Annotated in this window: 16 protein-coding genes; all 16 read right to left on the reverse strand. The window is 30.7% G+C overall.

The features are described 5' to 3' along the window. Window positions 1–67: 67 nt before the first annotated feature. Window positions 68–775, reverse strand: coding sequence for an ATP-dependent Clp protease proteolytic subunit (locus JG776_RS06035; protein ID WP_291965646.1), 708 nt, complete (start codon window positions 773–775; stop codon window positions 68–70). Between the two features lie 217 nt (window positions 776–992). Continuing rightward, the gene (gene dapG, locus JG776_RS06040; protein ID WP_291965648.1) at window positions 993–2180 is read right to left on the reverse strand and encodes an aspartate kinase; all 1188 of its coding nucleotides are present in this window, start codon (window positions 2178–2180) and stop codon (window positions 993–995) included. 66 nt (window positions 2181–2246) lie between these two features. Continuing rightward, on the reverse strand, window positions 2247–2495 hold the full coding sequence (locus JG776_RS06045; protein WP_035165593.1) for a YlmC/YmxH family sporulation protein: 249 nt from the start codon (window positions 2493–2495) through the stop codon (window positions 2247–2249). 44 nt (window positions 2496–2539) lie between these two features. Beyond that, a complete protein-coding gene (gene dut / locus JG776_RS06050) occupies window positions 2540–2980 on the reverse strand; it encodes a dUTP diphosphatase (protein WP_291965651.1) in 441 nt (146 codons plus the stop codon). 3 nt (window positions 2981–2983) lie between these two features. Continuing rightward, the gene (locus tag JG776_RS06055; protein WP_291965653.1) at window positions 2984–4243 is read right to left on the reverse strand and encodes a pitrilysin family protein; all 1260 of its coding nucleotides are present in this window, start codon (window positions 4241–4243) and stop codon (window positions 2984–2986) included. 143 nt (window positions 4244–4386) lie between these two features. Then, window positions 4387–6498 (reverse strand): polyribonucleotide nucleotidyltransferase, encoded by a 2112-nt coding sequence (locus JG776_RS06060; protein WP_291965655.1) that lies wholly within the window; start codon window positions 6496–6498, stop codon window positions 4387–4389. 149 nt (window positions 6499–6647) lie between these two features. Next, window positions 6648–6911: a 30S ribosomal protein S15 gene (gene rpsO, locus JG776_RS06065; protein ID WP_291965656.1), complete on the reverse strand. Its 264-nt coding sequence runs from the start codon at window positions 6909–6911 to the stop codon at window positions 6648–6650. Window positions 6912–7028: 117 nt separating this feature from the next. Next, window positions 7029–7940, reverse strand: a complete 912-nt coding sequence (locus JG776_RS06070; RefSeq protein ID WP_291965658.1) for a bifunctional riboflavin kinase/FAD synthetase — start codon at window positions 7938–7940, stop codon at window positions 7029–7031. Between the two features lie 10 nt (window positions 7941–7950). Beyond that, window positions 7951–8805 (reverse strand): tRNA pseudouridine(55) synthase TruB, encoded by an 855-nt coding sequence (gene truB / locus JG776_RS06075; RefSeq protein ID WP_291965659.1) that lies wholly within the window; start codon window positions 8803–8805, stop codon window positions 7951–7953. Next, window positions 8789–9775: a bifunctional oligoribonuclease/PAP phosphatase NrnA gene (locus tag JG776_RS06080; RefSeq protein WP_291965661.1), complete on the reverse strand. Its 987-nt coding sequence runs from the start codon at window positions 9773–9775 to the stop codon at window positions 8789–8791. The genes truB and JG776_RS06080 overlap by 17 nt, the downstream gene beginning before the upstream one ends. Next, a complete protein-coding gene (gene rbfA, locus JG776_RS06085) occupies window positions 9768–10118 on the reverse strand; it encodes a 30S ribosome-binding factor RbfA (RefSeq protein WP_027307479.1) in 351 nt (116 codons plus the stop codon). Before rbfA ends, JG776_RS06080 begins: the two co-directional genes overlap by 8 nt. Window positions 10119–10132: 14 nt before the next feature. After that, a complete protein-coding gene (gene infB, locus JG776_RS06090) occupies window positions 10133–12247 on the reverse strand; it encodes a translation initiation factor IF-2 (protein ID WP_291965664.1) in 2115 nt (704 codons plus the stop codon). Beyond that, on the reverse strand, window positions 12234–12569 hold the full coding sequence (locus JG776_RS06095) for a ribosomal L7Ae/L30e/S12e/Gadd45 family protein (RefSeq protein WP_291965666.1): 336 nt from the start codon (window positions 12567–12569) through the stop codon (window positions 12234–12236). Before JG776_RS06095 ends, infB begins: the two co-directional genes overlap by 14 nt. Beyond that, window positions 12559–12828 (reverse strand): YlxR family protein, encoded by a 270-nt coding sequence (locus JG776_RS06100; protein WP_027307476.1) that lies wholly within the window; start codon window positions 12826–12828, stop codon window positions 12559–12561. The genes JG776_RS06095 and JG776_RS06100 overlap by 11 nt, the downstream gene beginning before the upstream one ends. Before the next feature lie 13 nt (window positions 12829–12841). Further along, window positions 12842–13888, reverse strand: coding sequence for a transcription termination factor NusA (gene nusA, locus JG776_RS06105; RefSeq protein WP_291965669.1), 1047 nt, complete (start codon window positions 13886–13888; stop codon window positions 12842–12844). 2 nt (window positions 13889–13890) lie between these two features. Continuing rightward, on the reverse strand, window positions 13891–14346 hold the full coding sequence (gene rimP, locus JG776_RS06110; RefSeq protein ID WP_291965671.1) for a ribosome maturation factor RimP: 456 nt from the start codon (window positions 14344–14346) through the stop codon (window positions 13891–13893). Between the last annotated feature and the right edge of the window lie 38 nt (window positions 14347–14384).

A 14384-nucleotide genomic window follows, 5' to 3' on the forward strand; every position in this document is an offset into this window, starting at 1 on the left:
CTATCACCTCTTAAACTTTCTCCTATTTAGAAATATAACATATTAACAAAAAAAAGCAAATGCTATTTTATGCATTTGCTCTATCAACCATATCTCTAAGTTTTTTATATGCTTCGCCGATTCCGCCAACTTCATCTATTAACCCTAATTCAACTGCCTGATTACCTATTAGTATGGTGCCCATATCATTTAAAAGCTCATCTGTCTCAAGCATTAACTCTCTTAACTTTTCTTTAGAAACTTTACTATTTCTTGTGATAAAACTTAATATCCTATCCTGCATTTTTTGAAAATAGGCAAATGTTTGTGGAACTCCTATGACTAATCCATTCATTCTTATAGGATGTATTATCATTGTAGCTGTTGGTGATATAAATGAATAGTCGGTCGCTACTGCAAGAGGAACTCCTATACTATGTCCACCACCAACTACAAGTGAAACAGTTGGTTTTGTAATACTGTTTATCATTTCAGCTATCGCAAGTCCTGCTTCAACATCCCCTCCCACAGTATTTAAAATAACCAAAAGTCCTTTTATATTAGGGTTCTCCTCAACATTAACAAGTTGAGGAAATATATGTTCGTATTTTGTTGATTTAGTTTGAGGAGGTAATACTGTATGTCCTTCTATCTGTCCTATAATCGTCATAGTAAAAATGTCAGAAGCAAATGGTGCTGGAGGATAATTGCCTAATTCTTTTATATTTTCAACTTCATTAGTGTCCTTTTTGTTTTTATTATCATCAAGCTCTTCATTTTTTATTATAAAACTCATACCATCACCTCTTTATTAGTCTAACCAACATAAAATTAATTTATAATCCTTTAAACTAACAAGTGATAAAAATTATCCTCTTTTATTAGTAGACAATAAATATAAATTGACTAAATTTTTATATACAAAAATTATACGCTTTGAAGAAATTCACTATAAAAATAAATAGCAATAGTAAAGGTCCCTACAATTCAATGTAGAGACCTCTTAAATATTATTACAAATCAAATGCCTCGTGTAGAGCTTTTATAGCTGATTCAGTATCTTCTTCCTTAACTAAGCACCATATAGTTGTATGTGAATCCGCAGTTTGTAATACCTTTATATTTCTCTCCTTCAATGCCTTTAGTATTTTTGCCATAATTCCAGGTGTACCACGCATTCCATTTCCTATAACTGCTATTTTACTACAATTTGACACCACTTTATATTTTATTTTTAGCATATCTAATATCTTTATGACACTTTCTTCTTGTTTTGAATTTACTGTAAACACTCTATAATCTGGAAATACATTTATTAAATCAATACTTATTTTATTATTTGCCAATACTTCAAAAATATCATCAGCATTTTGGCAACTTTCATCATATTCTATACTAATTTGTGATCTTGATGACATATGTGTTATACCAGTTATAATCCTTCCAATATTATCACGTGAAATTGTAATAAGCGTTCCTCTACTATCACTCATTGTATTTTTTATATATACAGGTATATTTGACTTCATGGCATACTCAACAGCTCTTGGATGAATAACTTTAGCTCCTTGATCTGCAAACTGAAAGACTTCATTATAGCTCATAGTTTCAATTAAATGTGCGTTGCTAACTATTCTTGGATCAGCAGTCATAATACCATCTACATCTGTATATATCTCTACAAAATCAGCTTTTAATGCAGCGCCAAGTGCTGTACCTGTTATGTCACTACCTCCTCTACCCAATGTTGTAATTTCACCACTTTGAGTCATACCTTGAAAACCAGCCACAACAGGAATATAACCATCATTTATAGTGTTAATAATTCTATTTGTATCTATTCTTAAAATTTCAGCATTTCCAAAGTTATCATTTGTTACAATTCCAGCCTGTCCCCCAGTTAAAACCCTTACCTTTAATCCTCTTTTTGATAAAACTTCTGATAACACAACGCAAGAAATAATCTCACCACAAGACATCAATATATCATATTCTCTCTTTTCTAAATATGTTTTTTCATTATCAAGCAGTGATAGTAGTGTATCAGTTGCATAGGGATCACCCTTTCTACCTATCGCTGAAACAACTACAACGGGCTTATATCCCCTTTTTATTGCATCTAATACTTTGTCTGCAACCATTTCTCTTCTTTGATGTGTTGAAACAGAAGTGCCTCCAAACTTTTGAACAATAATTTTCATAGCAGGGCCTCCTATAGCTATTTGATAACACTACTATATAATACTAATTATATTTAAAATCTGTTATCAAAATTTAGTCTTTAAATCAAAAAGAATCGTTTTAGCAAATACATTTATTCTCTTATTCCAAGGAATCTCCATATAATCTCTATTCTTAAATGAAAATAGTGAAAAATTTGATGCTGTAATTAAGCTTTCAATCTCACCCGTTAACCTATTAAAAACAATATCACAGTCACCAATTGTGCCAAATTTACTTCCTTCAGATACATCAATAATTTCAAGTTCCATCAAATCCGAAAATCTTTTACTCATACACTCATCCCCCTTTACTATATAATTATATGAAAAAAGATGGTTTATAGACCTGTTGATCCAAAACCATCTTCTCCTCTTAATGTACAATCTAAATTTTCTAATTCCTCTATCTCTGGAATAACAACTTGATTTATTACCATTTGAGCAATTCTATCTCCCCTTTTTACCACAAAGGGTTCCTTACCTAAATTTATTATAATCACACCTATTTCACCTCTATAGTCACTATCAATTGTACCAGGTGAATTAACTAATGCTATACCATTCTTTAGAGCCAAGCCACTTCTTGGTCTAATTTGTGCTTCATATCCCTTTGGTAAACTTATTGAAATTCCTGTTGGTATAAGATTTATTTCCATAGGCTTAATAACCAAATCCTCTTCTACATTTGCATATAAATCCATACCACAGGATCCTTCAGTCATAAACTTCGGAAGTGGCAAATCTTTAGCATTTTCAAGTCTTTTTATCTTAAGCTTCATTTTCTACCCCCAAATCAACTTTTTATATTTTTCTTCTTCAACATTTTTGCCAACTATTGCAGCTGACTTAATTCCATTAGAGAATATTTTATCAATTATTCTTCTAATATCTTCTTCTGTTATTTTATCTATTTTGCTTAAAACTTCAGAAGGTTCGTATACCTTATTTTGTAATAAAAGTGACTTACCCATACTAAACATTCTATTTGCAACACTTTCTAAACCTAAAATATAATTACCCTTGAGTTGTTCTTTTGCTTTAAGTATTTGTTCTTTATCTATACCTAATCTACATAAATTGTTTATTTCCTCTTTAATATATGAAATTGCTCTTTCTACATGATTCTCATTTAAAGCAAAATATATGTTGAAGGAACCACAATTTATATATGATGATGGGAAAGAATATATAGTGTATACTAAACCATTTTCCTCCCTTAATCTTTGGAATAAACGTGAACTTGTTCCTCCTCCAAAATAATTGTTTATTGCTGACAATGTATATATTTCTTCATTTCCAAGCTCAATTCCATCTAAAGATAATCCAATATGTACCTGTTCAATATCCTTTTGTTTTACCAATATACTATTATTAACTTTTGGAGAAGAAATACTTAAGTCTTGTAATTCATCCGAATGATTTTTGTTAAAATAACTTTCTAATTTTTCTATAACTTTATCTTTTTCAAAGTTACCTGCAATTGCAATGACAATGTTTTTATAATTGTATGTTCTTCTCATATAACTTAATATTTTTTCTTTAGACATATTATCAATAGTATAGTGTGTTCCTAAAATTGTATATGATAAACTATCTCCATCCCAAGTAGCCTTAGATAATAAATCACCAACTAAATCCTCTGGAGAGTCTTCATACATATTTATTTCTTCTTTAATTACACCTTTTTCCTTCTCTATATCATATTTATTCATATTTGCATTTAACAACATATCCATTAAAACATCGATTGCTATGTCTATATGTTGGTCTATCATTTTTACATAATAGCAAGTTGCTTCTTTACTTGTAAAAGCATTTATTTGTCCTCCAAGCCCCTCTATATCCTCTGCAATTTGTTTAGCTGTTCTATTTTGAGTTCCCTTAAACATCATATGTTCTATAAAATGAGATATGCCATTAATTTCTTTACTTTCATATCTTGAACCACTTTTTACCCACACACCAACGCTAACAGAATTAACATAAGGTATATGTTCTAAAACTACGCGTATTCCATTATTTAAATTTAAAACTTGATACATATTAACCTCCTGTATATAACTAAAAATTAGGTTTTAGTTCTTCTACATATATTATGCGGCTTAATTTTAATAAATATCTAACTTCCCAAACTTTATAAAGGATTAATTAACTATACGTTATAAAAAAAGGCTTATAATAAGCCTTATTCTTTGTCCTTATCTTTTTTTTCTTCTTTTTTAATTGCATCTTTTCTTGATAGGTTTATTCTTCCTTGATTATCAATTTCTGTTACCTTAACTAATATTTCATCTCCAACATTTACAACGTCTTCTACCTTATTCACTCTCTCGTGAGCTAACTTTGAAATATGTACTAATCCCTCTTTACCTGGAAGAATTTCAACAAATGCACCAAATTGAGTTATTCTATTAACTCTACCTAAGTAAATCTCTCCAACCTGTACATCCTTTGTTATTCCTTCAATTATTTTCTTAGCCCTTTCACCTGATTCAATATTTGGTGCACAAATATATAATCTACCATCATCTTCTGTATCTATTTTTACACCTGTATCTGCTATTATCTTTTTAATTGTCTTTCCACCTGGTCCTATAACATCTCTTATTTTATCTGGATCTATTAGCATATGTATTATTCTTGGTGCATATTTTGAAAGCTCTTTTCTTGGTTCAGCTATAGTTGATAGCATTGTATCTAATATTTTTAATCTTGCTTCTCTTGCTTGCATAATAGCCCTTTTAATAACATCCTCTGGTAATCCCTTTATTTTTGTATCAACTTGGATAGCTGTAATTCCTTTTTCTGTACCTGCTACTTTAAAGTCCATATCACCAAAGAAATCTTCAATTCCTTGTATATCAGTTAATATCTCTGCTTTTGTTAATTCTTCGTCTGTAACAAGTCCCATAGCTATTCCTGCAACTGGCCTTTTAATTGGAACTCCCGCATCCATTAAAGCAAGTGTACTTGCACAAACACTGGCTTGCGATGTTGAACCATTTGAGCTTAAAACTTCAGAAACTAATCTTATAGTATATGGGAATTCATCTTCGGGTGGTATTACAGGTTCTAATGCTCTTTCTGCTAAGGCACCATGACCAATCTCTCTTCTTCCAGGACCTCTCAAGAATTTAACTTCACCCGTTGAATATGGTGGAAAATTATAATGGTGCATATAACGCTTAAATTCTTCATCACCAAGTCCATCAAGTATTTGTACATCACCAAGTGCTCCTAAAGTTGCTGCTGTCAATACTTGTGTTTGTCCACGTTGGAATAATCCTGAACCATGTGTTCTTGGTAATATACCTACTTCACAGTATAAAGGCCTTATTTCATTAAACATTCTTCCATCAGGTCTTCTCTTCTCTTCTAAAATCATCTTTCTTACATGTTCCTTCATTATTCTATACATAACATCGTCTATATCTTTTTCAGCATCTTCAAAGACTTCAGCAAAATGAGCAAATACTTCTTCTTTAACTAAATCAACCTTTTCTTGTCTTTCTTGTCTATCTGTATATTGCATTGCTTCCCATAATTTATCAGTAGCATATTCCCTAACAGCAGTCTCAATTTCATCTGGAACTTTATAAAGTTGAGGTATTCTTTTTTCCTTACCACATTTTTGTGTAACTTCTTCTTGGAATTTTATCATTTCCTGACACGCATTAAAACCAAACATTATAGCATTAAACATATCTTCTTCTGGTATTTCTTGCCCACCAGCTTCTATCATCATTACTCTTTCCTTTGTTGCTGATACTATTAAATGTAGATCACTCTCTTCTCTTTCCTTTGCTGTTGGATTAACTATAAAATTTCCATTAATTCTTCCTACTAAAACTGCTGCACAAGGGCCTTCAAAAGGTATGTCTGAAATACATAAAGCAAGAGATGCCCCATTCATTGCAACAATTTCTGGTGGATTGTCAGGGTCTACTGATAGAACAGTACAAATAACTTGAACATCATTTCTATAACCCTTTGGAAATAATGGTCTGATTGGTCTATCTATCGCTCTTGCCGATAATATTGCCTTTTCTGTTGGCTTTCCCTCTCTCTTTATAAAACCTCCAGGTATCTTACCCACTGCATATAATCTTTCTTCATAATCAACACTTAATGGGAAAAAGTCTACCCCTTCCTTTGGTTCTTCTGATGCATTTGCTGTAACTAAAACAACAGTTTCACCATAGCTAAATAAAACTGCTCCATTTGATAGTAATGCATATTTTCCAATATCTGCTTTTACTTCTCTACCAGCGATGTTTGTCGTAAAAATATTATGCATCTAATAGCCTCCCTTCTTATTCCTCTTTTATTATTATTTCATAAAAATTATAATTTAAACATTTCTTACAATAATATTATACCATATATTGCACATTTAGAAACAGGTTTAAAAAATAGAGCGGATTTTCCGCTCTATTTTTTAAGTTATTATTTTCTAATTCCTAAATCTCGAATTAGTTGACGATACTTTTCAAGGTCAGTCTTCATTAGATAGTTTAATAGACCTCTTCTCTTACCAACCATCTTTAAAAGACCTCTTCTTGAATGATGGTCTTGCTTATGAACCTTTAAGTGTTCAGTTAGATGATTAATTCTTTCTGTTAAAAGTGCAATTTGTACTTCAGGAGAACCAGTATCTCCTTCATGTCTCTTGTACTTGTTGATAATTTCTTGCTTAATTGTCTTATCCATTGTTACACCTCCTAAATTATTAACCCCTTGTGCAAGGTTAACGCCGGTGCTACGATAACTTTGCACAGGTTACAGACAAATTATATCAAAAGTATTGTTAATTGTAAATACATATTTTTATAAGTTTCTTGCTATAATAATATCTTCTTGTATCCTCTTCTTGAGATTAATTATGCTATCAAACTTCTGTTCATCTCTAATAAATCTCACAAATTTAACCATTATTTCCTTACCATATAAATTTATGTTTGTATTAAATAGGTGAGTCTCTAATACTTTTTGTTTTCCATTAAATGTTGGTTTAATACCTATATTTGATATAGAAGAATACTCCTTACCATTTATTACTGTTTTAGTTGCATAAACACCATTTCTAAGTGCAATTCTGTCATCAACATAGATATTGGCTGTTGGATACCCCATTTCTCTTGCTATTTGGTTTCCTTTTTCAACAGCTCCATAAATACTAAATTCATATCCTAAAAGTTCATTAGCTTCTATTATTAACCCTTTCTCTAACTTTTCTCTAATTACTGAGCTGGAAACTTTAAATCCATTTATTTTTATTTCATCAACAACATCTAAAGAATACCCATAATTATTTCCATATATTTTTAATAAATTAATATTACCTTTTGCCTTTTTACCAAATTTATAATCAAAACCACATATAGCCTTTTTTATACCAATGTTATTTTTTAAAAACTCTATAAAATCTTCTGGTTCAAGATTTAGCAATTCCCTATTTGTCTTTAATAATACAAGATAATCAGGGTCAAGTTCTTCAATTAATTTTATTTTGGTTTTGTTTTCAGTTATTATGCTATGCTTTTTATCTGGATATAAAAATTCATCAGGATCTTGTTCAAAAGTCAATACTACACTTTTAGTTTTATTAATTTTTGTATCCAATACTGCTCTTTTTATTATTTCCCTATGTGCAATATGCACCCCATCAAACATCCCCAAAGCAACTGTAGTATTATAATCAAATAAAATATTTCTAAAATCTTCATTAATTATCTTCATACAAAACACCTTATATTAATATTTTATCAGGTTTAAGTCTATTTTTTTGAATTATACCTATGCCTAAAAAGGTTTCATTATTACTATATATCCTATAGTATTTATCCTCTAAATTCATTTCTAAAAAGGCCCCATTTAAAAACTTTTTAGTTTGATTTTCATTTAATTTAATTATGGGATATTCAAGAACACCGTCAATAGTTAACATAATATTTTTTATGTTTTCTATTGTTATATCATCTAATAAGACTGAATTATCAATTGTAAATTTTCCAGATTTTGTTCTTAAAAGAAAACTCATATATGCACCAAATCCAACTTTTTTACCTAAATCATTGCATAGGCTTCTAATATATGTTCCCTTTGAACAATGTATCTTTAATAGTGCACTTTTTTTAGATACTTCCAATATATCTATACTATATATATTAACCTTTCTACTTGGAATTTCAAAGGATTCCCCTTTCCTTGCCAATTCATAGGCCCTTTGTCCATTTATTTTTATTGCTGAATATGTTGGAGGAGTTTGTTCTATTTCACCTACAAACTCATCTGTAACCTTTTTTAATTCATTATACTCTAATTCAAAATCATTATTGTACTCTTCTATAATTTTTCCATATTTATCAAATGTATCAGTAACTTTCCCAAACGTTACTTCACATATATAGGTTTTATCTTGTGAAGTTATATACTCAACAATTTTTGTAGCCTTTCCAATACATATAGGCAGCACCCCTGCAGCACCTGGATCTAATGTTCCTGTATGTCCTATTTTTTTTATATTTAATCTTTTTCTTAAGAAGGATACTACATCGTGTGAAGTCATTCCTGGTGGCTTTAGAATATTAATTATTCCATTCATTATATTTCACCCAAGCCTTTTTTATTTCATCAATTAATTCATTTTCAATTTCATCTATTGATTTATTCTTGATTGTGCAGCCTGCTGCTTTTATGTGTCCTCCTCCTCCATATTTTAAAGCAATATCTTTTACATCGAAATAATCCTTAGATCTAAAACTAATTTTATAGGTATCTATATCAACTTCTTTTATTAAAATTCCTACCTCAACACTTTCTATATCCCTAACTATATTAACAAGTTCACCAGCTTCATCTTCCTTTGCTTGACATTCTTCTAACATTTGTTTTGTAAGCTTCATTGTGGCTACTTTGCCATCTAAATAAATCTTTAATGTAGATGTAACCTTAGAAATTAATTTTATACCGTTTAATGTTTTTAAATCCATTATCCTGTAATAGATATTTGTAAAACTTATTCCTGTATCTATAAGATCGGCTACTATCCTCATTGTCTTTGATGATGTATTAGAAAATTTAAAGCCTCCTGTATCAGAAACAATAGATGTGTAAAGGCATTCAGCAATTTCATTTGTAATTTTATAATTAAGATTTTTATACAATTCAAATAAAATTTCTCCAACACTCGATGCCTTTGCATCAATTATATTTATATTACCAAAGCTATTATTTGTTATATGATGGTCAATATTAATTATTATATCCGTTTTATTTAACAAATCTTTGCATTCACCTAATCTATCCTCATCACCACAATCTAAAACAAACAAGCAATCATACCTGCTGTTTGACTGACTAATATTTTTCATATTATAAAAGCCGTTTAAATATGAAAATTTATAAGGAGCTTGGCCTTCAACAAAAACATCAACATTTTTATTCAAATCTATTAATAAATTATAAAGACTAAGAATAGACCCCATACTATCACCATCTGGTGAAGTATGGGATACTATTGCAAAGTTATTTAGGGAGTCAATAATTTTTTTTAGTTCTTCAAGCTTATTCATTTTTGTTTATCTCCCTTAATATGTCATTTATTTTCATACTATATTCAATTGATTCATCAAGCTCAAAAATCAATTCTGGAGTATATCTAATTTTAATCCTATTGCCAAGTTCCTTTCTTAAAAAACCTGATGCACTTTTTAAGCCTTCAATGCAGCTTTTTTTAGATTCATTATCCGCAAATACGCTAACATAAACCTTTGCATATCTTAAGTCCTTAGTTACATCTACGTGTGTAATTGATGTTAAAGGTGGAATTCTTGGATCCTTTAACTCATTTTGAACTATATTACTCAAAACCTTTCTTACTTCCTCTGAAAGTCTTGTATTCCTTTCAAATGCCATATAAATGCACCTCTTTACTTTCTTTCAACTTCTTTCATTGTATAAGTTTCAAAAACGTCTCCCTCTTTAATATCATTAAATCTTTCTATTGTTAAGCCACATTCATATCCAGCAGCAACTTCCCTAACGTCATCTTTAAATCTCTTTAATGATGATATCTTTCCTTCATAAATCACTATTCCATTTCTTATAACTCTTATGCTATCATTTCTATTAACTTTACCATCTTCAACATAACATCCTGCAATTGTTCCAACTGATGAAACCTTAAATGTTTGTCTAACCTGTAATCTTGCAGTAACAACTTCTGTAAACTCAGGATCTAACATACCCTTCATTGCTGCTGTTATATCATCAATTGCTTCATAAATTATTCTATATGTTTTTATTTCAACACTTTCCTTTTCTGCCAATTGTCTTGCCATTCCATCTGGTCTTACATTAAATCCAATTATTATTGCATTAGATGCTGAAGCAAGTGATACGTCAGTTTCAGTAATAGCACCTACAGCTCCATGTATAACTTTAACCTTCACTTCATCATTTGATAACTTCTCTAATGATTGTCTAATAGCTTCTACTGAACCCTGTACATCTGCCTTTACAATAATGTTAAGAACTTTAACTTTTCCTTCTTTAATTTGTGAGAAAAGATCCTGTAGTGAAACTTTTGCGTTTGCAGCAAACATCTCTTCACGTTGTTTTTCTTTTCTTATTTCTGCAATCTCACGTGCAGTTTTTTCATCGGCAACAACATAGAATTTTTCACCAGCATTTGGTACTTCAGAAAGTCCTAAAATTTCAACAGGCATTGATGGGCCCACTTTAGTAACCTTTCTACCCTTATCATCAATCATCGCTCTAACTTTGCCGTATGCTGTTCCTGCAACAACAGCATCTCCAACCTTCAATGTTCCTGCTTGTATAAGAGCAGTTGCAACTGGTCCTCTACCTTTATCAAGCTTTGACTCAATAATTGTACCCTTTGCTGCTCTGTTTGGATTTGCCTTTAACTCTTGCATTTCAGCAACAAGTAAAATCATTTCAAGTAATGTATCAATCCCTTGATGTGTATGAGCTGAGACAGGTACACATATAGTATCTCCACCCCAGTCCTCAGCAATTAATCCGTATTCTGTTAATTCCTGCTTTACTCTATCTGGGTTAGCACCTGATTTATCAATTTTATTAATAGCAACAATTATTGGAACGTTTGCTGCCTTTGCGTGGTTTATTGCCTCAATAGTTTGTGGCATAACACCATCATCAGCTGCTACAACTAATATAGCAATATCAGTAACCTTTGCACCTCTTGCTCTCATTGCAGTAAAAGCTTCGTGACCTGGTGTATCTAAAAATACTATCTTTTGTCCATTTACATCAACACTGTAGGCACCTATGTGTTGTGTTATTCCTCCTGCTTCATGAGCAGCAACCCTTGAATTCCTTATCGCATCAAGTAATGAAGTTTTTCCATGGTCAACGTGTCCCATTACTGTTACAACAGGAGGTCTTGGAAGCATATCTTCAGCACTATCCTCAAAATCATTTATTAATACCTCTTCCTTTTCTTTAACCTGCTCCATCTCAAGTAGTATATTGTATTCTTCTGCTATTTTCTCTGCCACTTCAAAGTCTATTTCGTGATTAATCGAAGCCATAACACCCTTTAAAATTAATTTCTTTATTATTTCCGCAGCTGGCTTCTTAATCTTTTGAGCAAAATCACCAACTTTTATTGTTGGAGGAATAACAACAATTCCTACTTCCTCTTCATCATTTTTATTTTTTTCCTTAATTTGAGTTTGTTTAATTTTTTCACTTCTTGTTTTTTTTCTTATTTTTTCGTTCTTTGTATAATTATCATCCATTAATCCTAAATCATCAAATTCATTTACTTCATTGTGTTCTTCTGTTTTTATTGTTTCATTCTTTTCTTCACTTGATTCTTTTTGTTTTTTACCATTTAACTCTTCAATATACTCTTTTATTATATTAGCATCTTCTCCTTCAATCACGCTCATATGATTTTTAACCTCTATGCCAAACTCATTATATAGTAGTTCTATTACTTCCTTACTTGATTTATTTATTTGCTTTGCTAATTCATAAACTCTAATCTTTGACAATACTGTCACCCCCACTGTTATTTTCTTTTATCTTTTTTATAAAAGCTTCTGCAAAATTATTATCTTTAATCGATAAAACCGATCTCATTGACTTACCTATATAGTAACCAATATTCTCTTTTTCTCCAAAAATTAGATAAGGCACGCCAAAATTTTTTGCCATACTAATAAATTTCTTTTTTGTATTTTCACTTGCATCCTTAGATATAATTAAAAGCTTACACTTACCTTTCTTTATGTCTATTTCAACACCATCATCGCCAGAAGTTAGATTGCCTGACCTTTGAATAAGACCAAGAAAATTATATAATTTATTGTCCACTCTCTAATTCCTCCTTTAGCTTTTCATAAACCTCAGGAGATATTGTTACTTCTAATGCCCTTTCAAACTTTTTTGCCTTATATGCCTTTTCAAAACATTCTACATTTCTGCATATATAAGCACCTCTACCTGGTGCCTTTCCTGTTAAATCAAGGTTTACTTCACCTTCTTTATTTCTAACAACCCTTATTAATTCCTTTTTAGGTTTCATTTGCATACACCCAAGACACATTCTTTGAGGAATCTTTTTAACCTTCATTTTTTATTCCTCCTTACTCAATGTTGACTTGAGATTCGCTTTTAATATCTATTTTCCATCCTGTAAGTTTTGCAGCAAGTCTTGCGTTTTGTCCTTCTTTACCTATCGCTAATGATAACTGATAATCTGGTACTACAACTCTTGCTATTCTCTCTTTTTCATCTAATATTTCTACACTTAATACCTTTGCTGGGCTTAAAGCATTTTCAATAAATTCTGCAGGATCTTTGCTCCATTTTACTATATCTATTTTTTCTCCCTTTAGTTCATTTACAACGTTCTGTACCCTAACTCCCTTTGTTCCAACACACGCTCCTGTTGGATCAACATTTTCATCCCTTGAGTAAACAGCAATTTTTGTTCTTGAACCTGCTTCTCTTGCAATACTCTTTATTTCTACTATGCCTTCATATATTTCTGGAACTTCTAATTCAAACAATCTTTTAACAAGCCCTGGATGAGTTCTTGAAATTATTATATTTGGTCCCTTAGTAGTCTTTTTTACTTCAACAACATAAAACTTTAACATATCTCCATGATTGTATGTATCATTTGGCATTTGTTCACTTGGATTTAATAATGTTTCTACCTTGCCAATATCAACAAGAACCTTATCCTTCTCTTTCTTTTGTACAACACCTGTTATAATATCATTTTCCTTTTCAACAAATTCTTCATATATTATCCTTCTCTCTTGTTCTCTTATTTCTTGAATTACACGTTGTTTTGCTACTTGAGCTGCTGCCCTTAGGAAATCTTTTGGAGTAATTTCAATATCAACTACATCATCCAAATTATACCTAACATCTATATTTCTTGCATCTTCCAAGCTTATTTCCAATAAGTTATCATAAACATCCTCTACAACTTTCTTTTGTGCATAAACATGTATTTCACCAGTTTCTCTATTTATAGTTACCTTTACATTTTGTGATGTTCCATAATTTTTTCTATAAGCAGCCACTAACGCAGATTCAAGTGCATTAAATATAGTTTCCTCATCAATCCCCTTTTCCTGAACAAGTAATTTTATAGCTTCAATTAACTCAACTGAATTCATTATTATCTCCCCTTTCCACTCAACCTAATGAAATAAATATCATCAAATTTTATATTTTTGTCTTCACCATCAACATTTAAAACTATATTATTTTCACTAAAATTTACTAATTTTCCAAATAAGGCTGTATAATTTTCATCGTTAAGCCTTACCTTAACATTTTTGTTAATAGCTCGCTTTAAAGCCTTTTCTTCTTCAATAAGTTTTAATTCACCTGGTGATGAAACCTCAAAATAATAGCTAAATTCAATTGGATCAATTTTATCTAACTCATCACTTACTCTTCTACTTATTTTAGTACAGTCGTCTAATGTAACACCTTCTTCTTTGTCTATGTAAACTCTTAAATACCATTCGCCTGATTCCTTTAAAAACTCTACATCTACAAAATCACAGCCAAACTCTTCAACTATAGGTCTTGCTATTCTTTCAACTTCATTCTCGATTTTATTGAACATCTTATCCCTCCTTTATTATTTCTATTTTTTGTATACAT

It is taken from the genome of Caloramator sp. (genome assembly GCF_020054765.1).
Classification (GTDB): domain Bacteria; phylum Bacillota; class Clostridia; order Clostridiales; family Caloramatoraceae; genus Thermobrachium; species Thermobrachium proteoclasticum.